General features: G+C 37.4%; 24 protein-coding genes. 16 read left to right on the top strand and 8 right to left on the bottom strand.

Going from position 1 to position 25,118, the window contains the following annotated elements:
* Positions 1-53 precede the first annotated feature (53 nt).
* Positions 54-602, bottom strand: coding sequence for an SPOR domain-containing protein (locus EIB73_RS09585; protein WP_125024866.1), 549 nt, complete (start codon positions 600-602; stop codon positions 54-56).
* Positions 603-789: 187 nt separating this feature from the next.
* Here EIB73_RS09585 and EIB73_RS09580 point away from each other — a divergent pair, with 187 nt between their 5' ends.
* From EIB73_RS09580 to ypfJ, 12 genes are all read left to right on the top strand, one after another.
* The gene (locus tag EIB73_RS09580; protein ID WP_125024864.1) at positions 790-2,154 is read left to right on the top strand and encodes a c-type cytochrome; all 1,365 of its coding nucleotides are present in this window, start codon (positions 790-792) and stop codon (positions 2,152-2,154) included.
* A gap of 21 nt (positions 2,155-2,175) precedes the next feature.
* Entirely contained in the window at positions 2,176-5,271 is a 3,096-nt protein-coding gene (locus tag EIB73_RS09575; protein WP_125024862.1) for a TAT-variant-translocated molybdopterin oxidoreductase, read from the top strand.
* 18 nt (positions 5,272-5,289) lie between these two features.
* Entirely contained in the window at positions 5,290-6,690 is a 1,401-nt protein-coding gene (gene nrfD, locus EIB73_RS09570) for an NrfD/PsrC family molybdoenzyme membrane anchor subunit (protein WP_125024860.1), read from the top strand.
* Positions 6,677-7,198 carry a DUF3341 domain-containing protein gene (locus tag EIB73_RS09565; protein ID WP_125024859.1) on the top strand — a complete coding sequence of 174 codons (522 nt, stop codon included), beginning with the start codon at positions 6,677-6,679 and terminating at the stop codon, positions 7,196-7,198. Before nrfD ends, EIB73_RS09565 begins: the two co-directional genes overlap by 14 nt.
* Entirely contained in the window at positions 7,191-7,892 is a 702-nt protein-coding gene (locus EIB73_RS09560; RefSeq protein ID WP_125024857.1) for a c-type cytochrome, read from the top strand. Before EIB73_RS09565 ends, EIB73_RS09560 begins: the two co-directional genes overlap by 8 nt.
* Before the next feature lie 34 nt (positions 7,893-7,926).
* Positions 7,927-9,258, top strand: coding sequence for a quinol:cytochrome C oxidoreductase (locus EIB73_RS09555; protein ID WP_125024855.1), 1,332 nt, complete (start codon positions 7,927-7,929; stop codon positions 9,256-9,258).
* 78 nt (positions 9,259-9,336) lie between these two features.
* On the top strand, positions 9,337-10,542 hold the full coding sequence (locus EIB73_RS09550; RefSeq protein WP_228411222.1) for a hypothetical protein: 1,206 nt from the start codon (positions 9,337-9,339) through the stop codon (positions 10,540-10,542).
* Positions 10,543-11,076 (top strand): adenine phosphoribosyltransferase, encoded by a 534-nt coding sequence (locus tag EIB73_RS09545; protein ID WP_125024853.1) that lies wholly within the window; start codon positions 10,543-10,545, stop codon positions 11,074-11,076.
* 123 nt (positions 11,077-11,199) lie between these two features.
* Positions 11,200-11,910 (top strand): tetratricopeptide repeat protein, encoded by a 711-nt coding sequence (locus EIB73_RS09540; RefSeq protein WP_125024851.1) that lies wholly within the window; start codon positions 11,200-11,202, stop codon positions 11,908-11,910.
* A 15-nt stretch (positions 11,911-11,925) separates the two neighbouring features.
* On the top strand, positions 11,926-12,411 hold the full coding sequence (ribH, locus tag EIB73_RS09535; RefSeq protein ID WP_125024849.1) for a 6,7-dimethyl-8-ribityllumazine synthase: 486 nt from the start codon (positions 11,926-11,928) through the stop codon (positions 12,409-12,411).
* A 60-nt stretch (positions 12,412-12,471) separates the two neighbouring features.
* Positions 12,472-14,550: an LTA synthase family protein gene (locus EIB73_RS09530; protein WP_125024847.1), complete on the top strand. Its 2,079-nt coding sequence runs from the start codon at positions 12,472-12,474 to the stop codon at positions 14,548-14,550.
* Positions 14,551-14,582: 32 nt separating this feature from the next.
* The gene (ypfJ, locus tag EIB73_RS09525) at positions 14,583-15,440 is read left to right on the top strand and encodes a KPN_02809 family neutral zinc metallopeptidase (RefSeq protein WP_125024845.1); all 858 of its coding nucleotides are present in this window, start codon (positions 14,583-14,585) and stop codon (positions 15,438-15,440) included.
* A gap of 101 nt (positions 15,441-15,541) precedes the next feature.
* On the opposite strand, the gene EIB73_RS09520 is transcribed toward ypfJ, so the two are convergent.
* From EIB73_RS09520 to EIB73_RS09510, 3 genes are all read right to left on the bottom strand, one after another.
* Entirely contained in the window at positions 15,542-15,784 is a 243-nt protein-coding gene (locus EIB73_RS09520; RefSeq protein ID WP_125024844.1) for a YtxH domain-containing protein, read from the bottom strand.
* Between the two features lie 191 nt (positions 15,785-15,975).
* The gene (pruA, locus tag EIB73_RS09515) at positions 15,976-17,601 is read right to left on the bottom strand and encodes an L-glutamate gamma-semialdehyde dehydrogenase (RefSeq protein WP_125024842.1); all 1,626 of its coding nucleotides are present in this window, start codon (positions 17,599-17,601) and stop codon (positions 15,976-15,978) included.
* Positions 17,602-17,685: 84 nt separating this feature from the next.
* Complete coding sequence (locus EIB73_RS09510) at positions 17,686-18,336, bottom strand: metal-dependent transcriptional regulator (RefSeq protein WP_125024840.1); 651 nt, start codon at positions 18,334-18,336, stop codon at positions 17,686-17,688.
* 276 nt (positions 18,337-18,612) lie between these two features.
* Here EIB73_RS09510 and EIB73_RS09505 point away from each other — a divergent pair, with 276 nt between their 5' ends.
* Together EIB73_RS09505 and EIB73_RS09500 are read left to right on the top strand one after the other, a co-directional pair.
* On the top strand, positions 18,613-19,644 hold the full coding sequence (locus EIB73_RS09505; protein ID WP_125024839.1) for a threonine aldolase family protein: 1,032 nt from the start codon (positions 18,613-18,615) through the stop codon (positions 19,642-19,644).
* Positions 19,641-20,984 (top strand): M28 family metallopeptidase, encoded by a 1,344-nt coding sequence (locus EIB73_RS09500; protein ID WP_125024837.1) that lies wholly within the window; start codon positions 19,641-19,643, stop codon positions 20,982-20,984. The genes EIB73_RS09505 and EIB73_RS09500 overlap by 4 nt, the downstream gene beginning before the upstream one ends.
* A gap of 56 nt (positions 20,985-21,040) precedes the next feature.
* Here the strand turns inward: EIB73_RS09500 and EIB73_RS09495 are convergent, their stop codons facing one another.
* Positions 21,041-21,853: an enoyl-ACP reductase FabI gene (locus EIB73_RS09495; protein WP_125024835.1), complete on the bottom strand. Its 813-nt coding sequence runs from the start codon at positions 21,851-21,853 to the stop codon at positions 21,041-21,043.
* A 103-nt stretch (positions 21,854-21,956) separates the two neighbouring features.
* Positions 21,957-22,223 (bottom strand): hypothetical protein, encoded by a 267-nt coding sequence (locus tag EIB73_RS09490; RefSeq protein WP_125024834.1) that lies wholly within the window; start codon positions 22,221-22,223, stop codon positions 21,957-21,959.
* Positions 22,224-22,412: 189 nt separating this feature from the next.
* Between EIB73_RS09490 and EIB73_RS09485 the strand changes: the two genes are divergently transcribed.
* The gene (locus tag EIB73_RS09485) at positions 22,413-22,967 is read left to right on the top strand and encodes a DNA-3-methyladenine glycosylase I (RefSeq protein WP_125024832.1); all 555 of its coding nucleotides are present in this window, start codon (positions 22,413-22,415) and stop codon (positions 22,965-22,967) included.
* A gap of 127 nt (positions 22,968-23,094) precedes the next feature.
* Here EIB73_RS09485 and EIB73_RS09480 read toward each other — a convergent pair whose 3' ends face one another.
* Together EIB73_RS09480 and EIB73_RS09475 are read right to left on the bottom strand one after the other, a co-directional pair.
* On the bottom strand, positions 23,095-23,949 hold the full coding sequence (locus EIB73_RS09480) for a nucleoside phosphorylase (protein ID WP_125024830.1): 855 nt from the start codon (positions 23,947-23,949) through the stop codon (positions 23,095-23,097).
* Between the two features lie 200 nt (positions 23,950-24,149).
* Positions 24,150-24,473 (bottom strand): translation initiation factor, encoded by a 324-nt coding sequence (locus EIB73_RS09475; protein ID WP_125024828.1) that lies wholly within the window; start codon positions 24,471-24,473, stop codon positions 24,150-24,152.
* A gap of 175 nt (positions 24,474-24,648) precedes the next feature.
* Here EIB73_RS09475 and EIB73_RS09470 point away from each other — a divergent pair, with 175 nt between their 5' ends.
* Positions 24,649-25,095, top strand: a complete 447-nt coding sequence (locus EIB73_RS09470; protein ID WP_228411221.1) for a transcriptional regulator — start codon at positions 24,649-24,651, stop codon at positions 25,093-25,095.
* Positions 25,096-25,118 lie beyond the last annotated feature (23 nt).

Here is a 25,118-nt window from a genome sequence, read left to right as displayed (position 1 = left end):
AATAAGCCGCTTTCAATTTTGAAAGCGGCTTATTTTGTAATATTAAATTTCTCTTATTTGGCTTCTACACAGAAAACGCGGTATTGGATTGCCATTGCGCTTTTAAAGTATTGTTTAATTCTCGATAAATCAGCTGCGGCACTTTGTTTGGTGAAATAACTTCCTGCCATTACTTTGTAGTTGGGTCTTAGTGATGCATCAATTTCCACTTTCATGTTCGGAAATCTTCTTCTGAAAAACATTCCAACTTCTCTGGCTTCCTCATTGCTTTTTACAACAGCGAGCTGAATTTTATATCCCATAATACGTGGGTTTTTACGGCAGATCTCAGCATTGGTAAGCTCTCTATCCGGTACAGAAATCTTAGGTGTCGTGGTTCTGGGCGTATTATTAGAGTAATCTGGTCCGGAATAATTTGTATTATTTCCAATTGTAGTGGCGCATTTATCTTCAACTTCACTCAGTAAATCACTTACTTTCTGATCCATCATTATAGATAATGGGGTTCCAGAGAGGGTGTCTTTCTTTACAACTTGCTGTGCTTCAAAGAACTGGATTGATGTTAAGAACAGGACTGCGAATATTTTCAGAAAGTATTTCATTAATTTATATTTTGGACAAATTTAAAACAAATAAAAATTATACCAACATTTGTTATTTAGAATCCTTACAAATTAACCTCAATCTCTTAATGGGCCTGTAATCTCTTCTTAAATTTATGTTAAAAGTCTTATTTTTGCCAAGTTGAAAGTAAAACTCAATACAATTTACTAACCCAAGATTTTATAAATGATTAGTTGGAGAAAGCATTACAAAAGAGGTCTTATCGCAATAGGTCTATTGCTGTCGACCAGTGCTTCTATTTACGCTCAAGGAGATGCCAAGAACGGTGAAAAGCTTTTTAAAGCAAATTGTACCGCGTGTCACGCATTGGACAAACAGCTTGTTGGTCCGGCTTTGGGAGGTATAGTAGATAAAGTTAAATCGGAGCAGAATTTAGACACTGATTGGCTTCATAAGTGGATTAAAGACAATAAAGCTTTACGAGCATCAGGAGACAAGTACGCTAACGAGATTTTCGAAAAGTTCAATAAAACTGAAATGACTGCATTTCCTAATCTAACCGATCAGGAAATTGATGACATTTTAGAGTACACTACCAATCCACCTGCACCGGAGCCTGCGGCTGATGCTGCTGCAAATGGAGCAGATACAAATTCAATTACGTCCATCGAAGCTCAGAAGAGAGAGTCAATGAATTCAAAAATTATTTTGATTTCACTTATGTCGATTGGTGGGCTTTTGCTTTGGTTGTTATTTAAGTTGAGACAATTAGTAAAACTACAGCAAACCGATGAGCTGGTTGGCTTGAACGCCACACGCGCTACTTCATTTGGAGACATCTATAATAAATACCAAAATGTTGGAAAAGGAATCCTTGTTCTACTCGGTATTTTTGCAGCATACGGTTTGTGGAACAGTTTGATGTGGATCGGTGTTTACAAAGGTTATAAACCTGAACAACCAATTTACTTCTCTCACAAAATTCACGCAGGTGAAAACAAGATTGACTGTCAGTTATGTCACTCTTCTGCAAAATATGGTAAAGTTTCAGAAATTCCTTCAATGAATGTTTGTATGAACTGTCACCGAAATATCGCTGAATATAACGGTAAATACATGGAGCCAGGAAAAGACAAAGCATTCTACGATGGAGAAATTCAGAAAATTTATGCAGCTACTGGCTGGGATCCTGCTTCACAACAATATACCGGTAAAACACAACCTGTAGAATGGACGAGAATTCACAACATGCCGGACTTTGTGTATTTTAATCACGCACAGCACGTTGTTGCAGGGGAGACTGCGATTATAAATTCTTATAATAAAAAGAATCCGGATGCTAAGATAGACGTAGTTTGTAAAGCTTGTCACGGACAGGTTGATACCATGAATGTGGTACAGATGGCAAACGATTTCACCATGGGATGGTGTATCGAATGTCACAGAACTACAGAAGTAGATATGAACAATGGTTATAATAAAGAGTACTTCAAAAATCTACATGAAAAACTGAAAAAACAGTATGGTTCAGGTGCGAAAATTACTGTAGATGCGATTGGAGGTCTTGAGTGTGGTAAATGTCATTATTAATAACAAAAATTAGAAGTATCAATGGCTTCAAATAAAATAAAATTCAGAAGTATTCACGAACTGAAAGATCCGAGCTTAAACGGTAAGTTGGCTCAAAAAGAATTTCAGAATGAAATTCCTGTGGGTGAATTATTAGGCGGCGGGCAATCAAATGAGTCGGGAACTTCCAGAAGAGATTTTCTAAAACTTTTAGGGTTCTCTACCGCAGCAGTTACATTAGCTGCGTGTGAAGCTCCGGTGATCAAAACGATTCCTTATGTGGTGAAACCGCATGAAATTATTCCGGGTGTACCTAATTATTATGCCTCTACATTTTTTGATGGATTTGATTTTGCCAGTGTTTTAGTTAAAACCAGAGAAGGTCGTCCAATCAAAATTGAACCAAATCCTCTTGCAAAAGATTTAGGTAAAACAAGCGCAAGAGCGCAAGCAGCTGTACTTTCATTATATGATAATGATAAAGTAAAGCAACCGAAATTAGACGGAAAAGATGAAACTTTCGATAAAGTTGATGATTTTGTTCTAAAAGGTTTAGCTGAAGCGCAGGGTGCAGGAAAGAAAATTGTTCTTTTGTCGCATTCATTTGCTTCCCCAACATTCAAAAAATTATTTGCTGACTTTAAAGCAAAATATCCTACCGCAGAACTGGTAACCTATGATGCACTTCCTCACACCGCAGCTTTAGATGCTGCCGAAGAAGTTTTCGGACAACGTGCATTACCGGTATATGATTTAACGAAAACGCAGTTGGTCGTTTCTTTCCAAGCAGATTTCTTAGGAGATTTTAATGGAGGTTCTTTAGAAACTTCTTACGCAGCCGCAAGAAAGCCGGGTCCAAATATGTTGAGACACATTCAAGTGGAGTCTAACATGACGTTAACCGGAGCTAATGCCGATACAAGAGTGGCCTTGAAACCAAGTGCCGTAAATAAAGTTCTGGTAGAAGTTTATAACGGACTTAATGGTGGAAGCATCAGTAAAGAAGCTGGCGAAATTGTTAAAGAATTACAGGCAAAAGGCAGCAACGCAGTTGTTTTAGCAGATGGTTCAAAAGCGGCACACGTTTTAGCAAACTTAATTAATCAGAAATTAGCATCGAACGCTTTCACAGGTAAAGCAAACTTCTTAAAAGAATTTGATGCTGCAAGATATCAGGAATTTTTAAGCTGGATGAATTCGGGACAAGTTGGTGTTTTAATCGCCAATAATGTAAACCCAATGTATTCCAGCGCGAAAGGTGAAGATTTCAAAAAATCTTTAGCAAAGGTTCCGTATGTTATCGCAATTGCTGATAAGAAAAACGAAATGTATAAAGCAGCGAAAGCTGTGATCCCGGTAGCCAACTGGTTGGAGTCTTGGGGCGATCTGACACCACAAACTGGTGTTTATACCTTGATGCAGCCAACCATTCAAAGAATCTTTAAATCAAGACAAATCGAAGATTCGTTGTTGGTTTGGATGAATGGAAAAGGAAATCCTGCGAATAATTATTACGATTATTTAAAAGCAAATGCTGCCACAATGATTGGTGGTACTACTTTCAATAAAGCCTTGTATAATGGAATAGTGGCAGGTGGAAATACCGCTACACTTTCTTATGCCGGTGGTAACGCACAGCAGGCAGTTACTGAGTTGAGTGGATTTAAATCCTCTGACTTAGAATTGGTTTTATATACTAAAACTGCAATTGGAGACGGTACACAAGCGAACAACCCATGGTTACAAGAATTACCGGATCCGATTACGAGAATGACATGGGATAATTACCTGACAATGTCTCCGAAAGATGCAGCGAGATTAGGAATCGAAAACGATCTTAATGGTAGAATGCAGCTCGGTGGATCACTGGTAAATGTTAAGGTGAATGGCGTAACTTTAAAAGAGGTTCCTGTATACGTTCAACCAGGTCAGGCTGAAGGATCTTTAGGACTTGCTTTAGGGTATGGTAAAAAAGATTCAGGTAAAGTAGCAGAAACAGGAATTAATGCTTATCCGGTATTTGACGGTTCAAACTTCGTAATGTCGAATGTGAAAATCGAAAAAACTGGTGGCAGTCATGAGTTTGCAGGAATGCAGCTTCAAAATACCTTAATGGGTCGTTATGAGATCGCAAGAGAAGTTTCCTTGGATACCTTCTTAAATGTGAAATTTGATGACGAGAAATTAGGCTGGAATAAACCTTTGGAATATCACACCCTTAACGGCGCTTTACCAGCTGGTAAAATTGACCTTTGGGATGCATTCGATGATACCGATGGTCCACACTTTAATTTATCAATTGACCTAAACTCCTGTACAGGTTGTGGCGCATGTGTTATCGCTTGTCAGGCGGAAAACAATGTTCCGGTTGTAGGTAAAGATGAAGTGAGAATGTCCAGAGATATGTTCTGGTTAAGAATTGACCGTTATTATACAACTGATATTCCGGCTGAAGTTGATTTGAATAAAGATGGTAAACTTTCTCAGGAAGAAGCCGTAGCAGCAGATCTTAACGTACCGGGAATGTATGGTCACTTTATGGATAAGGAAAGTGGAATATTAAACCACCCCGCGGCAAATCCAGACGTGATTTTCCAACCGGTGATGTGTCAGCACTGTAATCATGCACCATGTGAAACTGTATGTCCTGTGGCAGCAACTTCTCACGGTAAGCAAGGTCAGAATCAAATGGCTTATAACAGATGTATTGGTACAAGATATTGTGCGAATAACTGTCCTTATAAAGTTCGTCGTTTCAACTGGTTTACTTATAACCTTAATGATAAATTCGACTTTAATCAAAATAATGATTTAGGAAGAATGGTTCTAAACCCGGATGTTGTAGTAAGAACAAGAGGGGTTATGGAAAAATGTTCATTGTGTATTCAAATGACTCAGAACACCATTTTGGAAGCGAAAAAAGAAGGAAGAACGATCAAAGACGGGGAATTCTCTACCGCTTGTGTGAATGCATGTGCGACCGGAGCAATGAAATTTGGTGATATGAATGATAAGAACTCTGAAGTAAGAGCACTTTTTAGCACCAACAGAAGATATACTTTGCTGGAAGAAATTGGTACCAAACCAAACGTATTCTACCACACCAAAGTGAGAAATAGAAAAGAAAATAATGTTTAAATAATAAATAGGTAAAAAATGTCAGGACATTACGAAGCTCCGATAAGGGAACCTTTAATTATTGGTCACAAGACTTATCACGATATATCAAACGATATCGCCCGACCTATAGAAGAAAGAGCAGGAAAACTCTGGTGGGTTTCTTTCTGGATAGCGTTGACTTTATTCATCTATGGATTTGGTTGTATTGCTTACACCATTGGTACCGGTATTGGTGCTTGGGGTCTGAACAGGACCAACAACTGGGGATGGGATATTACCAACTTCGTTTGGTGGGTAGGAATTGGTCACGCAGGGACCTTGATTTCTGCAGTATTGTTATTATTTAGACAGCGTTGGAGAATGTCTGTAAACCGTTCTGCCGAGGCGATGACCATCTTCGCGGTAGTACAGGCAGCTATTTTCCCTGTAATTCACATGGGTAGAGTTTGGGTAGGTTATTGGGTGTTCCCTTTACCAAACCAGTTCGGTTCACTTTGGACCAACTTCAACTCGCCACTTCTTTGGGATGTATTTGCGATTTCTACGTACTTCTCTGTATCCAGTGTATTCTGGTTTATGGGATTGATTCCGGATTTTGCTATGATCAGAGACCGTGCGAAAACTCCGTGGACGAAAAGAATTTATACCTTCCTTTCATTTGGTTGGGGTGGTAAGGCAAAACACTGGCAGCGTTTCGAAGAGTTATCTCTTGTATTGGCTGGTTTAGCAACACCACTTGTATTCTCCGTACACACCACGGTATCTTTTGACTTTGCTACGTCGGTAATTAAAGGATGGCACTCTACGATCTATCCTCCTTACTTCGTTGCAGGAGCAATTTTCTCCGGATTTGCAATGGTACAAACGCTATTGTTAGTCGCAAGAAAAGTGGCGCACTTAGAAGATTATATTACCATGTATCATATCGAAATTATGAACATCGTAATTATAGTAACCGGTGGTATGGTAACTGTAGCCTATGCAACTGAATATTTTATCGCTTGGTACTCCGGTTCAAGATATGAAGACTTTACTTATCTGTCTCCGGGTGCAGCAACTGGTCCTTACTGGTGGGCATTCTGGGCCTTGATTATTTGTAACTTGGTTGTTCCGGCGTTATTCTGGTTCAAAAAAATCAGAACAAATATTATGGCAACTTTCATCATCGCTTTGATTATTAATATCGGAATGTGGTTTGAAAGATTTGATATTATCGTTATTAATATTTCCAGAGATTACTTGCCAAGTTCTTGGACAATGTTTAAACCATCCATCATCGATGTTGGAGTTTATTTAGGAACAATTGGTTTCTTTGGAGTATTATTCTTATTATATGCCCGAACATTCCCTGTAATTGCACAGGCAGAATTGAAGACTATTTTGAAAATATCAGGTGAAACTTATAAAGCAAAAGAAGAAGAAGATGAGCACCACTAAAATTATATACGGTATGTATGCCGACGACGATGATTTATTAGAGGGAGTGAAAGCTTTCAATGATAAAGGAATCGCTATTGCTGAAGTCTATACTCCGTTTCCAGTTCATGGTCTGGACAAAGCTTTAGGTTTAAGAAAGACACGAATTTCAGATGCTGCTTTTTTGTATGCAGTATATGGATTAACGATAGGTGCTTTGGTAACATGGTACACAATGAATCACGATTGGCCAATGAATATCGGTGGTAAACCCTCTTTTAAATGGGGAACCAATATGCCGGCTTTCGTAGTTCCAATGTTTGAGTTGATGGTTTTCTGTGCAGCTCACATGATGTCTCTTACCTTCTTAGTGAGAAATAAAATGTATCCAGGTTGTCCGCCTCAGAATCCTGATCCGAGAACAACTGATGATAAATTTATGATGGAATTTGTTACAGATAATGTAGATGCAGTAAAACAAATCCTGATTGATACCGGAGTTGAAGAAATAACTGTAAAAGATGCTTAAGATGACAAAGAATATATTAAAAATTATAGCTATCTTAGGATGTGCAGCAATGACTTTATCGTCTTGCAGCAAAGAAAATCCGCCTTTGGTTTATTTCCCGGATATGTATTTTCCTGTGGCTTATGATCCATTAATGAAAGCTGAAGATGCTTATTCGAAACATGAAAATGAGATTCCTGCATTTGTTAAAAATAACGGAGCAACAGGTTTAGGTCCTATTGATGGAACGGTATCTCAAAATCCGGAAGGAATTGCAGATCCGGCAGCCAATACCAAAATGACTCCTGATCAATATAATGGAGGGTATGATGAATCGAAATTAATTACAGCTTCTCCTTTAGATCCTGCCAATCAGGCGAAAGATATTGAAAGAGGTAAAAAACTTTACAACCAAACCTGTGCAGCCTGTCATGGTGTTAATGGAGACGGGCAAGGTCCTATCGTGGAAAGTGGTGCTTATTCAGGTGTTCCTAAATATGCTGATCGAGAAATTACAGTAGGTTCCGTACACTATGTTTTGACCAACGGTAGAAACTCAATGGGTTCCTATGCAGGTCAGCTAAAACCGGGAGACCGATGGAGAGTTTCGTTATATGTGATGAATGCATTTAAAGGTGGCACTGTCGCGGCAGCTGCACCAGAAACAGCCGTTGCTGCTACACCAGCAGAACCTGCAGCAGACGCAACAAAATAAGTACGAGTCCTAAAAAATAAAAAAGAGTAATACAATGTATAGTTTTTCACCTAAATTAAGATTATATTCAATCATATTCATCGTTCTTGGATTGGTGCTTTTTGGAGCAGGTTATTTCATGAATCATGGTACAGATGATGCCCAGATTGAACATATGATGGAGGCAGTACATGCCGGCGGAAACCATATGCCTTCAAATTCAAGTGAAATGGTAGGCCCACAAGATCATGCTGCCCATTTGGAGCATGCGAAAATGCAGTTTAAGAATCAACCTTTAGCCGCAATTCATACGGTTTCTGTATTCCTTTTTGCATTAAGCTGTTGTGCCTTGTTTTTCTATGCAATTCAAACCGCTTCTCATGCAGGTTGGTCGATCATCATCCTTAGAGTAATGGAAGCTGTTGCTTCATTCATCCCTTGGGCAGGAGCAATTGTCATTATTGTTATGCTGTTGAATGTCACCCATATCGGTCATTTGTTTCACTGGATGGATCCGGAATTAACAGATCCTAAGAGTGTTCATTTTGATGCCATTCTTTACGAAAAGAAAACATTCTTAAATATTCCGTTCTATATTTTCAGAACCTTATTTTATGTACTTGGAGCATCTTTCTTCTCTTGGAAACTGAGAGCTCAGTCTAAAAAAGTAGATGAAACTAAAGATAGAAAAGTATATGCTAACTTCTATAGCTGGAACGTAGGGTATATTGCATTTTTCGGCTTCTGTTCTGCAGCTTGGGCTTGGGACTGGTTGATGTCTATTGATCCACACTGGTATTCTACCATGTATATTTGGTATGCGATGGTAAGTACATTAGCAACATCAATTGCAGTGATTATGTTGATCAGTGTATATTTAAAGAAAAGTGGATTCTTACCACAGTTTAACGACAATCACTTGCATGACTTAGGAGTATTCCTTTTCGCATCTACTATGTTGTGGACGTACACTTGGTTTGCTCAGTTTATGTTATATTGGTATGCAAATATCCCGGAAGAGGTTAATTATTTCTACGGAAGATTTGAATACTACGGATGGGCATTCTGGTCTATATTACTGTTGAATTTTGCGCTTCCTTTATCTGTAATGGTAAGTTCAAGTATCAAACGAAACTATAAAGTAATGACGACTATGGCGATAATTATCATTTGTGGACACTGGTTAGTGTATTACAATATGGTAATGCCGGGAACTGTTGGTCCTTATTGGGAAAACATCACTGGATTATTAACAAATCTTGGCGCAGTACTTTTTGGATTAGGTTTATTTATCTTCGCGGTAATGACAACACTGTCAAAAAGAAAATTATTGCCGGAAGGAAACCCTTTCATTCACGAATCAAAAATTTACGAATATCCTTTCTAGGAAACTTAAATTGATCAAAAAATTAATCCCGGCATTTGTCGGGATTTTTTTATAAATTTGTTATAAACCCGAACTCAAATGAATACAGAAGAAACTATACCAACGATTGCGAAAGTGCATAAAAATAAGATCATATCAATATTTTTGTTTTCCCTACTGTTTTTTGTGATGGGTTGCAAAAAGGATAAGGTTGACGCCACCACGACCAAATCGCTGCAGTCCAGTATTAATGATATGGCGTCCAGTTTAAGTACGCTGCAACAGGTTAAGTTTAATGAAGCACTCTATATTCTAAAAACGTTCGGTGTTGACGCAGAAGGTGATCAAAGTGAATTGATGGCATTAGGACAATTAATTAATGGTAAGAAAGTTCCGGAGATCTTTGCATTGGCAGATCAGATTGCGCAGAAAAACGATATCGACTGGACAAGTTCGGGCCCGCCTTCTTTAGGAGAGATGAATATCTTTGGTAATGTAGAGGCCAAAGAATCAGATCCAAATGACATACAGGCGAGTTCCCTAAGTTTAAATGTAAACAGTCTGGGCAATGATCAGGTTTTAGGACCTCAGTCGATTCAGGTAGTCCCGAGACTTATTGATGCTTCCGGAAAGCCCGTAGCTTTCTCCGGTGCAGGATTAGAAGTGGTTTTAGAAGTCTTTAGTGGAGGAAACAGAATTCTTACGTCGAAAAATTTAATGCAGGACAACAATTTTAAAGGATTCAACATTAGATTTGCCTCTTTACCGGCTCAAAAAATTGTAGATCAGAAAATTGATATCACCGTTTCTGTGAAGACAACAAAGAAAACTTTCAAAATGACCAAAGTAGGTCTTGATGTAAATCCTAAAGCCTTACTTATGCCGGCAGGAGATCCCGCAGAAAATCCCGCCAATATATCAGAGACTCCTGTAAATCCTACAGATATGCCCGAAATGGCAACTCCTGAAAAGACGCCCGCAACAGCAGCAGATCCGAAAGCGAGTGTTTCTAAGTTTCTTAATAATTTAGCAGCACAAAATCTGCGTGGAGCATATGATACCGCAGACAATCCAAGCTGGGGATCTTTTGAAAAATTCTCCAATCCGACTTCAGGGTTTGGAGGTGTAAAAAATATCAATGTAAAAAATATGACCACCACCAATACTTCTGCAAATGCCGCCAGTGTAAATGCAACTTACGATGTTACCGACAAAGAAGGACGTACTACAGCAATACAGGTAACTTTCGGACTTAAAAATGTAAATGGTGAGTGGAAAATTTCAAGCTATAAAATAAATCAATAAATGAATCATCAACTCATTCAGGAGCTGGAAGATACGATACAGAATATTCCAGATTTTCCGAAACCCGGAATTCAGTTCAAAGATATTACGCCCATTTTTTTAAAACCTGATCTATACAAAGATGTAATAAAGGATTTAGCAGAATTCAGTCGCGGAAAAATTGATGCAGTTTGTGGGATCGAAAGTCGGGGCTATCTTTTTGGCATCGCCATCGCTGTCGCTTTAGATGTGCCTTTTGTGCTTATTAGAAAAAAAGGAAAACTGCCACCGCCCTTTGTAGGGCAAAAATATGATTTAGAATATGGTTCTGCCGAAATCGAAATGCGGACGGGACAAATTAAATCCGGTCAAAGAATCTTGATTCACGACGATCTGTTGGCGACAGGAGGCACAACCGAAGCCGCTGCCTTATTGGTTCAGAAACAGGGAGCACGCATTTCGCAGTTCAGTTTTTTAATTGCCTTGGAGGAGTTAGGCGGAAAAGAAAGATTGAAACAATTTGAGGCTGAAGTTCATCAAATCCTTACTTATTAGCACCTTTTTACAAACAATTCTTTGTTAAATATCAACTGCAAATCAGAAATTATCTTTTTGAAAACTAAATTTTGTAAATCGTTCAAAAACAGTTAAATTTGCACTTCAATTTTTATTACTATTATGGCAAAACATAAACTGCACACGAACAAAAAGGACCTGGAAGGAAAGGAAACTGTTGAAGTTTTCAAAGATCTGGATAGAGGTGCACTTGATACTGAGAGATTCCTGGAGAAAAACTCAAAACTTTTAATCATCATTTTTGGTGCTTTGGTATTGGCTGTTTTAGGGTTTTTTGCCTACAAACAGTTTTATGTTGAACCAAGAAATGAAGAGGCAACCCTAAGTTATCTTGCAGCGCAGAAAAATTTGGCAGATGGTAAAAATGATTTAGCTTTAGGTGGGAAAAGCGCAGCCAATCCCGGATATCTAGGAACGTATAAAGATTTCTCCGAAACGGCTGTTGGTAAACTTTCAGCTTATAACGCGGGACTTATCAAATTTAAAGAAGGCAAATATAAAGAGTCATACGATTTATTAGATGAGTTTTCTTCAAAAAATAAGGTATTAATGGCTTTGAAATATGGAGCTATGGCAGATTGCCAGGCAAATCTAAATAAGAGCGATGAGGCATTGTCACTTTTAGATCAGGCGATTTCTGCTTCAGATGATCCTTATACTGCTTATTACTTCACCAGAAAAGCAGGAATTTTGGCATTAGCATTGAAGAAAAATGATGCAGCAAAAAAATACTTCTCTGCGGTTGATGAAAAGTACGCAGATTACGATAATGGAATGTCTGATTCCTACATCGAAATGGTAAAATATTACTAATATAAATAAGAAATAATGGCAACTGTAAATCTTTCAGATTATCGACCATTAAAAATAAACAATGCCAGTTCTTTTAGAATTGGCATCGTTGTTTCAGAATGGAATGATTTCGTAACTTATAATCTGCGTGATGGCGCAATAGAAGTGTTAAAAAAGGAAGGAATTCCAATCGATAACATTAGCGTTTTTCCCGTTCCCGGAGCTTTTGAATTGAGTTATGCTTCAATGCAACTGTGCAAACAGGGCAATTTTGACGCAGTAATTGCAATCGGATGTGTCATTCGGGGCGAAACATCACATTTCGACTACGTGTGTTCCGCTGTAGCGCAGGGGATTAAAGACTGTAATATTTTATCGGATGTTCCTGCGATTTTCTGTGTTTTAACAGATGATAAAAAAGAGCAGTCAATTGCCAGAAGTGGCGGTGCCCTGGGAAATAAAGGGGTGGAAGCCGCTGTTACTGCACTTCAGATGATTGAGTTTAAAAGAAACATCTCCTAAAGTCATTTTTTTCTGTGTTTCTCATCAGTACACCTTTTCACATTAAAATTCCATACGAATATGTACGCATCTAAACTTAAACCCTATCTTTATTTAGGTCTATTCTATGGAATTGTTTCCATGATTTTAAGGATCATATTTATATTTCACCCCATCACAACGGTTAATTTTGGAATCTGGGAAAGTTTGAAAATCCTAATTATTGGTGGTTTAAGTGATGTTTTTGTTTTTATCCTTGCCAGCAGTATTCTTGCCCTGTATTTTCTTTTTTTATCGGATTCTAAATACAGAAAACCCTTTGGATATTTCATTTTTGGGTTGTTCGTTTTAGCGTTTATTTATACCGCATTTGTTCCGGGTAATATATTTAAACAATATGGAGGTTCTTTTCCGGAAGTGGCCATGATCTTTATAGGCTTAAAAACACTGCTCTTCGGATTAATGCTTTTTCTTCCCACAAAACGAACCGGGATTCGCAATATTCTGTACTTCATTACCCTATTTCTTTACGTTTTATTAATCATCTTTAATGCAGTCAGCGAGTATTTTTTCTGGAATGAATTCGGCGTGCGTTACAATTTTATTGCAGCTGATTATCTATTTTACACCAATGAAGTCATCGGAAACATTATGGAAAGTTATCCTGTTGTTCCGTTATTCTCTGCTATTTTAACATTAGCATTGCTCGTAACCTGGTTCATCTATAAAAAAACAAAAAAGGAATTACTTTCGCTTCCCAATATCACTCAAAAAATAGTATTGGTGGCGTCCATTATTATTCTGTGTGGACTGAGTTTGATGATGATTCCTCAATTGAGTAAAATCCAGACCAAAAACACTTTTGCGGAAGAGATTCAGGCGAATGGTTTCCCGAAATTTTATCATGCCTTTACTCAAAATGAACTCGATTATTTTCAGTTTTATCCAACTATGAATCAGGAAAAAGCAGAGCAACGTTTTCTACAGCAGTTTCAACCCCCAACTTTAAGCAGAAATATTGCACCTGAAAATCCTGAAATACGCAAAAATGTCGTCTTAATTTCCGTAGAAAGTTTATCTGCAGAATTTTTAGAACATTACGGAAGTACAAAAAAGATCATGCCTTTTCTGGATAGTTTAGCAGAAAAATCGCTAATGTTCACCAACCTTTATGCAACTGGGAATAGAACCGTGCGTGGTTTGGAGGCGCTGACCTTGTGTATCCCGCCAACTGCCGGTGAAAGTCTTGTAAAGCGGGAGAATAACAAAAATAAATTCAGCACAGGAAGTGTTTTTAAGGAAAAAGGATATCATGTGAAATTCCTTTATGGCGGTTACAGCTATTTCGATAATATGGAAGATTTCTATAAAGGGAACGGTTACGAAATCGTAGATCGAAATAATTTTAAACCTGAAGAAATTACCTTTGCTAATGTTTGGGGCGTGTCAGACGAGGATATGGCCAAAAAAGCAGTGATGGAAATGAACAACGATTCCAAATCAGGCAAACCATTTTTTCACCATTGGATGACCGTTTCTAATCACCGACCTTTCACTTACCCGGAAGGGAGAATTGATATTCCTGGCACAGCAAAATCCCGTGATGGCGGTGTAAAGTATACTGATTATGCACTTCGTCAATTTTTTAAAATGGCTAAGAAACAGAATTGGTATAAAAATACGGTGTTCATTATTATTGCCGACCACTGTGCTTCAAGTGCGGGTAAAACGGAGCTTCCAATGGATAAATACAGAATTCCGGGTATCGTTTTTTCAGAAGGATTTATTGAACCTCAAAAATTTGAAAAGACAATGTCACAAATCGATGTCATGCCTACTGTTCTTGGACTTCTTAATTTTAAATATCAATCTAAATTCTTAGGACAGGATGTTTTCACTGAGCACTTTCAACCAAAGGCCTATATCGCAACCTATCAGGATCTGGGTTTAATAAAAGATAATCATTTAACCATTATTTCCCCGACCAAGAAAATAAAACAATATTCTTTAAGCTTACAAAAATCAGATCTGCCGTCCGCTTTTAAACTGTATTATGACGAAATACCGGTTAAAAATATACAGCAGAATTTAGTAGAAGACTGTGTTTCTACGTACCAGAGTGTTTCATATTGGCTTAAAGAAAATAAACTCAATAAATAATATTTTTTGTAATTTTATCCAAAGTTTAAACTATGAAATGGACAAACGATAGAAGTGGAAATGTAGATGACCGACGCGGATCAGGCGGTGGGGGAGGAATGCTGGTGGGTGGTGGCTTAGGTACATTAATCATCGCTGCAATCATATTTTTTCTGGGCGGTGATCCTTCCGCAATATTATCATCCGGAATAGGTTCTGCCGGACCACAAACCGAGCAGCGCGACCTTAACGCCGATGAATTGAAAGTTCGTGATTTCGTACAGATGGTAACGGTAGAAAATGAAAAGACCTGGAGTAAAGTTTTTCAGGAAAATGGCATGCAATATCAACCGGCGAAAGTGGTCTTGTTTGAAAATGTAACACAGTCAGGGTGTGGAACTGCACAGGCGGCAATGGGACCATTTTATTGTCCTGCCGACCAAACAGTGTATATGGATATGAGTTTTTTCAAAGAGTTGGAGCAACGTTTTGGTGCAAAAGTAACTGAGTTTTCAATTGCTTATGTAATGGCGCACGAAATGGGACATCATGTTCAAACACTTTTGGGAACCACCCAAAAAGTAGATCAACTCAGAAATAGCGGCAGATATTCTGAAGCAGATATGAATCGTGTTTCTGTAGCCACCGAACTTCAAGCTGATTTTTATGCCGGAGTTTGGGCGAAACAGACAGACAACAGAGAACATATTTTAGAGCCCGGCGATATCGAATCTGCTATTTCTGCAGCCGAAGCCGTTGGAGATGATAATATTCAGAAGAGATCCCAGGGATACGTAAATCAGGAAGGATTTACGCATGGGAGTTCTGCTCAACGTAAAGAGTGGTTCATGAAAGGATACAATACCGGAGATATTCGGCAGGGTGACACCTTTAATGCTTTGCTAAAATAAATGCAATCCCGATCTCTGGTCGGGATTTTTCGTATAAAAAAAACCGCAGTGTAAATACTACACTGCGGTTTTTTTTAAATATAAGAATGTGTGCTTTGGTATTAACCTCTGTTTACGGTATCCTCAACGGAAGATGTCGTTTTATTAACTTTATCCTGTACCTGTGATGCAACATCACCAGCTTTAGATTTTAGGTCAGTACCCCATTTATTGAAATTATCTTTTGCGGTATTCACTTTATCTTTAACTGCTTGTTTTTCCTCTGCACTTGAGTTTTTATATTTCCACCATGCTAAGGCTCCTAATCCTAATAATGCAAGTAATCCGTTTTTCTTAGTACCCATAACTTTAAGTTTTATTAATTTAATGAATGTTTTAATGAATTTAATTTGATGTTTAGAGAGATGTAAAATCTATGCCAAAGCATTTTTTAAATTTGATAAAATTTTGTTAATGTTTTAATAATCTTCTAAATAAAGAAAGTCCGCCACGAAAGTGACGGACTTTTTAAGTTCTGAAATACCAGTCTATTATCTTATCCTAAGTAAGGATATTTATAATCTTTCGGCGAAACAAAAGTTTCTTTAATACTTCTTACAGAAACCCATCGAAGTAGATTCATCTTAGATCCTGCTTTATCATTTGTTCCTGAGGCTCTCGCGCCACCAAATGGCTGTTGTCCAACAACTGCTCCGGTTGGCTTGTCATTGATATAGAAGTTACCAGAAGCGTTTTCTAAAGCTTTGTAAGCCTCATCAATCGCATAACGGTCTTGAGCGAAAACAGCACCGGTTAAAGAGTAAGGAGAAGTTTCATCAACCAGTTTCAAAGTAGCACTCCAGTCTTCATCTTCAAAAACGTAGATTGAAAGAATAGGGCCGAAAATTTCTTCACAAACGGACTCATATTTTGGATTTGTAGTTACAATAACTGTTGGCTCTACAAACCAGCCTTTAGAGTCATCACATTTCCCTCCGATGATTACGTCTGCTTCTTTTGAGTTTTGTGCACGTTCGATATACCCTTTGCATTTTTCAAAAGAATTTTTATCAATAACGGCGTTCACAAAGTTAGAAGGATCTTCCGGACTTCCCATCTTAATGGTTTTCATTTGTGCTTCCATTACCGCTTTCACCTCGTTCCAGATGGATTTCGGAATGTACGCTCGGGATGCTGCAGAACATTTTTGTCCTTGATATTCGAATGCTCCACGAACCAAACCTGTAGCTACTGCTTCTATATTTGCAGAAGGGTGTGCGATCACGAAATCTTTTCCACCTGTTTCTCCCACAATTCTTGGGTAGGTTTTATAGTTATGAATGTTGTCGCCCATCATCTTCCACATGCTTTGGAACACTTTAGTAGAACCTGTGAAGTGCAGACCAGCAAAGTCTGGGTGTGCCAATACTTTTTCTGCAGTTTCTTTTCCATCAGTGAAAACCATATTGATCACGCCTTCCGGTAAACCTGCTTCAATAAGAATATCCATAATAACTTTAGCTGAATAAACCTGCTTGTCAGATGGTTTCCATACCACCACATTTCCCATCATTGCCATACAGGTCGGCAAGTTTCCGGAAATTGCGGTGAAGTTAAAAGGAGTAACAGCAAAACAGAAACCTTCCAAAGGACGATATTCGGAACGGTTCCAAATTCCTGTATCAGAAACGGGTTGTTCGCTGTACAATTCGGTCATAAATTCTACGTTGAAACGTAAGAAATCGATAAATTCACAAGCAGCATCAATCTCTGCCTGATGAACATTTTTACTCTGCGCAATCATGGTCGCTGCATTCAAACGGTCTCTGTAAGGACCCGCAATTAAATCAGCTGCTTTTAAAAAGATGGCGGCACGTTGCTCCCAACCAAGATTATTCCATTTTTCTTTTGCTGCTAAAGCAGAATTAATGGCGTCATCAACATGCTTCATTGTTCCTTTATGGTAGAATCCAACGGTGTGCTGGTGATCTTGCGGAGAGTTAATATCAACTTTTTCATCAGTGGTGATTTCTTTACCACCAATAACCATGGGGATTTCGATTTTCTCTTTCCACATTTTTTTATAAGTGGAGATCAATGATTTTACTTCATCTGATCCTGGCTCATAACTTCTTACGGGTTCGTTTATTGCGAAAGGAACCTGTGAAATGGCTTTTGACATATTTTGAATTTTTATTGATTTTTTTGTGATTGTTACAAAGTTAAGGCAATTCACTTGATCCGCCAAGAAAAGCAAATTGGCTTTTTACTTCACAAGGATTTTATCGCACACCATTTTGCTTAAAACAGTTTTGGAACCGTCTGTTTTCAGAATCGTGAACGACTGATCATATTTTTCGATGTCGAAAATTTTTAGGGTAGTACCTAATTCTAGATTTTTGCTGGTAAGATAACTTAGGAAATCGTCATCTGAGTGCGTAACCGAAGTAAACACCACCTCATCATCTTTTTTGCACTCACTTAATTTCTTTAAATCAAGCGCAATGATATTGCCTTCTTTATCGGGAATAGGCTCGCCATGAGGATCAAATTTTGGATAATTTAATATCTCATCAATTTTATCGAAAAACAGATCAGAATGTAAATGCTCCAGTTGTTCCGCAATCTCGTGTACATTTTCCCAGCCGAAATTCATTTTTTCAACCAGAAACATTTCCGTTAACCGGTGTTTGCGAACAATAAGAGCAGCTTCTTTATTTCCTTCGGCGGTGATTTTTACAGGTTTGTAGGTTTCATAAATAACCCAGTTTTTCTGTGCGAATTTTTTCATCATATTATTTACACTCGGCATTTTAACATCCAATAATTTGCTTAATTCATTGATTGTTACTGTGTTGTCGGTGTTTCTGAGATGGAAAATGGCTTTCAGATAGTTTTCTTCCGTTAGTGAAATCATAAGTTAGATGCTCTTTTATGCAAATCTAACAATAAAAAAATAAGGCATACAAAAGATGTTGCATGCCTAGAGTTAATTAAAAATTCAAAATGAAGAAAAAAATTACATCGTTTAAAAATCCCAAGAAGAAATTGGATAAAAAATGATGTTTTGTAAAAAAGGGTTATTAGTTTTCTTTACTTTTACATAACAAAGGTGAGATATAATTGGGAATAATGAAAGGTAAATTCACCTAAATTGTACTGTTTTATTGACCCTTTTTTATACATTTAATCTATGAAATATTCTTTTAAAAATGATTATGCAGAAGGAGCACATCCAAAAGTTCTCGAAGCATTGCTCCAAACTAATAAGGATCAACAAAGTGGGTATGGTTTGGATGATTATTCTCTGGCCGCCAAAGCCATTATTAAACAGAAAATTAATAATCCTAAATCCACAGTGGATTTTGTTTCCGGTGGAACACAAGCTAATCTGATTGCGATCTCTTCATTTTTACGTCCACATGAAAGTGTGGTTGCTGCAGCCACAGGTCATATTTTCACGAATGAAAGTGGCGCCATAGAATCTACGGGCCATAAAGTTCATGCGGTTGAAACGGAAAATGGTAAAATTCGTCCGGAAGATATTCAGACTGTTATTGAAGGTCATCAGAATAAACCGCATCAGGTAAAGCAAAAGTTGGTTTACATTTCAAATTCTACTGAGGTCGGTACGATTTATTTAAAAGATGAATTAAGGAATCTCTATGATTATTGCCAAAGGAACAATCTTTATTTATTCGTTGATGGTGCAAGGTTGGGACACGCTTTAACTGCGGAAACAAATAACTTAACATTAGAAGACTTTGGTAAATATACTGATGCTTTCTACTTAGGAGGCACAAAAAACGGAGCTTTAATTGGAGAAGCAATTGTCATTAACAATGAAAATTTGCAGGAAGATTTCGGTTTTCATTTAAAACAAAAAGGCGCTTTGCTGGCCAAAGGAAGACTGCTCGGTATCCAGTTTCAGGAATTACTAAAAGACGATTTGTATTTTGATCTAGCGAAACATGCGAATCAGCAAGCCATGAAAATTAAAAAAGCCTTTAGAGAAATAAGCCATGATTTTCTGACTGAAACCTTTACAAATCAAATTTTTCCTATGCTCTCACATTCCCAAATTGAACAACTTTCTCAAAACTTTGATTTTTATGTTTGGAAGAAGCTGGATCAGGATCAAGCCGCGATAAGAATCATAACTTCTTGGGCAACAGAAGATTATGTGGTAGAGCAATTTATAAATGAAATAAAAAATTTAAAATGAAAAAAATAGCCTTCTTTCTCTCAATTGCATTTTCATTAGGTCTTAGCGCACAAAAAAAGGACATTGATGTGGAAATAATGCAATATGTAAAAAATGTAAACAAAGATTCACTCAAAGCCAATGTCGAAAAGCTGGTAAGTTTCGGAACCCGTCATACCATGAGTTCAACCACAGATCAACATAAGGGAATTGGCGCTTCAAGAAATTGGGTATTATCAAAATTTAGGACTTATTCTAAAAACGCAAGCGGTAGAATGGAGGTTTTTCTGCAAAATGAAGATCTGCAACCTGATGGAAAGCGAATTGATAAAGTCACAAATCTTGGCAATGCGGTCGCATTTTTAAAGGGAACCGATCCTTCAGACAAAAGAATAATCATTATCTCAGGACATTTAGATTCCAGAGTAAGTGATGTGATGGATGCGACGAGTTTCGCGCCGGGAGCAAATGATGATGGAAGCGGAGTCGCCGCAGTCATCGAAAGTGCCCGAGTTTTGAGTCGGTCAAAATTCCCTGTTTCTATTCTTTTTGTTGCTGTCAGTGGAGAAGAGCAGGGTATTTTGGGGGCTAAAATGTTGGCAGATAAAGCAAAAGAAGATCAATGGCAGGTAGAAGCGGTTCTTAATAATGATATGATCGGAAACAACAGTTTTGATGCGCCAAAAAATGATGGAATTCCCAAACTCCGCGTTTTCAGCGAAGGTTTGTCTGCCTTTGAAACTGAAAAGAATGCTTCCAAAATCCGTAATTTAGGATTAGAAAATGATGGAAATGCGCGACAATTGGCACGATATGTAAAAGAAACGGGAGAACGGTATGTTCAGAATATCGATATTAAATTGATTTATAGAAATGACCGCTTCCTGCGTGGTGGCGATCACACTCCTTTTGTAAATGAAGGCTTCACTGCCGTACGCTTAACCGATTATTATGAAAATTACGACCATCAACATCAGGATATTCGAACTGAAAATAATAAGAAATACGGGGATCTCAGTGAGTTCATGGATTTTGATTATCTGAGAACAAATACGGCGGTAAATGTTGCTGTACTGGCGAATTTGGCAAAATCTCCACCGCGCCCGCAAAATGTTTTAATGGATGTAAAAGACCTGTCGAACTCCACCAAATTAAGTTGGGAAAAACCTACTTCCGGTAAAATAAAAGGTTACCAGATTCTTTATCGTGAAACAGACCGTTCCGTTTGGACTCATAAAATTTTCACCACCGAAACTTCGTACACCGTTCCACTTTCCAAAGATAATTTCATTTTTGCGGTACAAACGGTCTCCACTTCTGGCAATGAAAGTTTACCGGTAATTCCACAGCCTTCAAGATAAAAAAATCCGTCTCATTAATTTAACGGGACGGATTTTATATTTCTAGGAAGATTTACTTACTCGAAATCTTCAAATTTATCTACGATCTTCTGCGAAACCCCAGTTTTGCTAAATCCTCCATCGTGGAAAAGATTCTGCATGGTTACTTTTCTGGTTAAGTCAGAGAAAAGACTTACGCAATAGTTCGCACAATCCAAGGCATCAGCATTTCCAAGCGGAGACATACTATCTGCGAAGTTGAAGAAACCACTAATTCCTTTAACACCGGCACCTGCTTTTGTCATTACCGGAGACTGAGAGATCGTATTCACTCTCACTTTTCTTTCGCCCCAATAGTAACCGAAACTTCTACCGATACTTTCAAGATAAGATTTGTTATCGGCCATATCACCATAATTAGGGAAGGTTCTTTGTGCAGCAATATAAGTTAATGCTAAAATGGATCCCCATTCATTCATAATATCTTTATCCCACGCTATTTTCATCACTTTATGAAAAGAAACAGCGGAAACATCCCAACCTTTTTCTAAGAAATCATAATTAAGATCTGTATAGGTTTTACCTTTTCTAATATTTACAGACATTCCAATGGAGTGAAGGATAAAATCGATCTTGCCATATTTTTCTTCTGCATGGGCAAAAAGTTTTTCCAAATCTTCTACTGACGTAGCATCTGCAGCAACCACATCTGAACCTGTTTTTTTGGCAAGCTCGTCAATCTCTCCCATTCTCATGGCGATTGGGGCATTCGACAGAATAAATTCAGCGCCTTCTTCATGACATCTTTCCGCAACTTTCCAAGCAATGGATTGGTCGTTTAAGGCACCGAAGATAATTCCTTTCTTACCTTTTAATAATCCGTATGACATAATCTTAATTTTTGTTGAGACAAATTTAAAAATTTTTTTGTTGTTTAACGCATAAAAAAAGAATCGCCCTAAGACGATTCTCTTCTTTATATATGAAATATGATTAGTTGGTCGCTTTTCTTACTTCAGCTTTTGCATCTTCGCTCCAGTCTTTTGTTTTTTCCCAGGCATCAGAAACGGCATCTTTTGTGTCTTCCCAAGCATCAGAAACATTTTCTTTCGCTCTTTCCATCCAGCCGTCTGCAGTTGGTTCTGCATTTTTGTGCTTTTGCTCACGGATGTAATCTTTTGCTCTGTCAGCATAATCATTCACCGTCCATTTTGCTTTATCTACTGCATTTTCTGCTTTGTTATAATCTTGTCTTTCCATAATAATAATGTTTAATGTTAATAATTTTACGAATGAAATTTAATTTGATATTTACGTAGTTACAATTACTATTCCTAAATTATCTAATATTATGTTAAACATATCTTAAAGTTTTGCTAATATTCTTTTCGATGTGAAACTATAATTTTATAAATTAAGAATTCATATTTTCGTACTTAAATATTAGGTATGGAATTAATTCGGTGTGGCTGGTGTGAGAAAGATGATCTCTATAGAAAGTATCATGACGAAGAATGGGGAAAGCCAGTATACGATGATGAAACAATTTTCGAATTTCTGGTTTTAGAAAGCTTTCAGGCCGGGCTTTCCTGGTATACTATTTTAAAGAAAAGAGAAAATTTTAAAAGGGCTTTTGACGAATTTAATTATGATATAATTGCAACCTATTCTGAAGACAAAGTAGAAGATTTAATGAACAATGCCGGAATAATCAGAAATCGATTAAAAATCTTAGCTACAATAAATAATGCGCAAAGATTTCAGGAAGTACAAAAAGAGTTCGGCAGTTTCTCAAAATACATCTGGAGTTTTGTTGATGGAAAGCCAATTGTAAATCATCCGAAAACCTTAAGTGATGTTCCTGCAACCACAGAAATTTCAGATGCATTATCGAAAGATTTAAAGAAAAGAGGTTTCAAATTTCTGGGTTCAACCGTAGTTTATGCGCACATGCAAGCAACGGGAATGGTGAATGATCATTTGGTTGATTGCCACTCTAAATAAAAAAATGCGGCTAATTTCTTAACCGCACTTATTCTATTATCATTCACAAAATATACTTTTTACTTGATGTACTTCTACACCCTTTTTAAGTAAAAGATTAAAATTTGTGCCTTTATGCTTAAAAAACCTATTTAATAACACGATCTAAAACCCACTCAATCATATTTTTTTCAGACGCTGCGTGATCCGCAGAAAACTCGCCTCTTCTTCTGTTTGCAATAACTGAATTCACTGTAATCGCTTTGTGTCCTAACAATTTTGAAAGACCATAAATCGCAGAAGTTTCCATCTCGAAGTTCGTCACACCCAACTCATTTAAGGTTTCCAAGAATTTATCATCTATTGCTCTCAAACGAAGTTGACGTCCTTGTGGTGCATAAAAACCTGGGAAAGTCGCCGTGTTTCCGCGGTATTTAGCATCGCTGTAGTAGGTTGCCATTTCGGGCGCCCATTCAGAGAAATACAACATCGGTTTGATTTTCTCATACGGGAATTTCGCCATAAAGTTTCTGGAGAAGTCATTTTCAAATTCGTAATCCTGGTAAAAATGCAAAAGACCATCAAGACCAACCACGTTTTCAGTTACGAGCATATTGTCGACCTCAATATCAGGATTCACACTTCCGCAAGTTCCCATTCTGAATAATTCCAAAGCCGTATGATCGGTTTTGAACTCTTTATTTTTCAAATCGATATTCACCAAAGCATCCAACTCGTTCATCACGATATCGATGTTTTCAGTTCCGATTCCGGTCGACATTACCGTGATTCTTTCGCCGCGCAAAGTTCCGGTATGCGTATAAAATTCTCTTTTATTTTTTTTGATTTCAATCTTGTCGAAATATTTAGAAACCTTTGGAACACGGTCAGGATCACCAACCAACAAAATTTTACCCGCAATATCTTCCGGCGATAAGTTCAAGTGATACACACTTCCGTCGTCATTTAGCACCAATTCTGATGCTGCTAATTTATTAAGCATATTCTAATTTTTTTATTTTAAATTTTTATTTGGGCAGACATTTGACTGCGTCGAATGTCACTTTGTATTTTTTTATGGCAGACATTTCCGCCTTCCACTCCCAATCTTTTTTGCCTACGCAATTGCCTTTGCAAAAAAAAGGATTTCCGTTCAAGTCGGGCTGCAGATTCGTTTTCATAACGCAAGTAGGCATCAATGGTTTATCCTCCAACTCGTTTAGTTTTATAACCCATCTCCTTCAATATTACCATGATCTTATCCCGGTTATCGCCTTGTATAATAATGATTCCGTCTTTTTCCGAGCCGCCAATTCCCAAAGTCGTTTTTATTTTCTTAGAAATCTTTTTCAGTTCTTCATCGCTTCCTTCGAAACCTTCAACAAGAGCTACGGGTTTTCCATGCCTGCCTTTTTTTTCAAATTTACAGATGAGCGGTTCTTTCTGCACAAATTTTTCCACCGGCATTTCAAAATCCTGCTCTTCGTGATCAGGAAATATATTTTTTAGTTGATCTCTTAAGTCCATCTAACAAAATTAACAAAATTAATCTTGTTTGGGCCTACCATATTTGCATTTTCAATTGAATCCTATTTGATTAAAGGATATAATAAGGTAGCAAAATCATAAAATAATCTTAAAATCAAAGTTTGGTTCTTTTAGTTCAGAACTAAATTGTATTTTTGCAAATTAAATACAATTGATGCTGGAAATTGATAAAGATTTATTTTACGATATGGTGAAATTTTATGGAGATGTATTCCATTTACCGCCACTTGCTGCGAAAATTTATTCCTACCTAATTTTTGATTTTGATAGAAAAGGAGTTTCTTTCGATGAGTTTGTAGAAGTTTTTTCTGCCAGCAAAAGCGCTGTTTCGTCAAATCTCAATTTACTGTTAAACCTTAATATCATTACTGATTTCAATAAAATTGACGAGCGGAAACGATTCTTTGCAATGAATGAAAAGTATATGAAAATTCGTTTTGGAGAAATTATCACAAAAATGGAAAAGGAATTATTAATTTTAAATCAGTTAAAAAATTTCCGAAACACAAGTGATAAGGAAGCCTTGCGTAAATTTGATATTTATACGAAGCTTTTTGATAAAAATATTGAAAATATAAAAGAGAGTTTAGATCAACTTTAAAATAACAACTTCCTTCGTCACCA

The sequence above is a fragment of the Kaistella carnis genome (genome assembly GCF_003860585.1).
Classification (GTDB): Bacteria; Bacteroidota; Bacteroidia; order Flavobacteriales; family Weeksellaceae; genus Kaistella; species Kaistella carnis.
The sequence above is the reverse complement of the archived record's forward strand: the minus strand, read 5'-3'. Positions and strand labels throughout refer to the sequence as shown.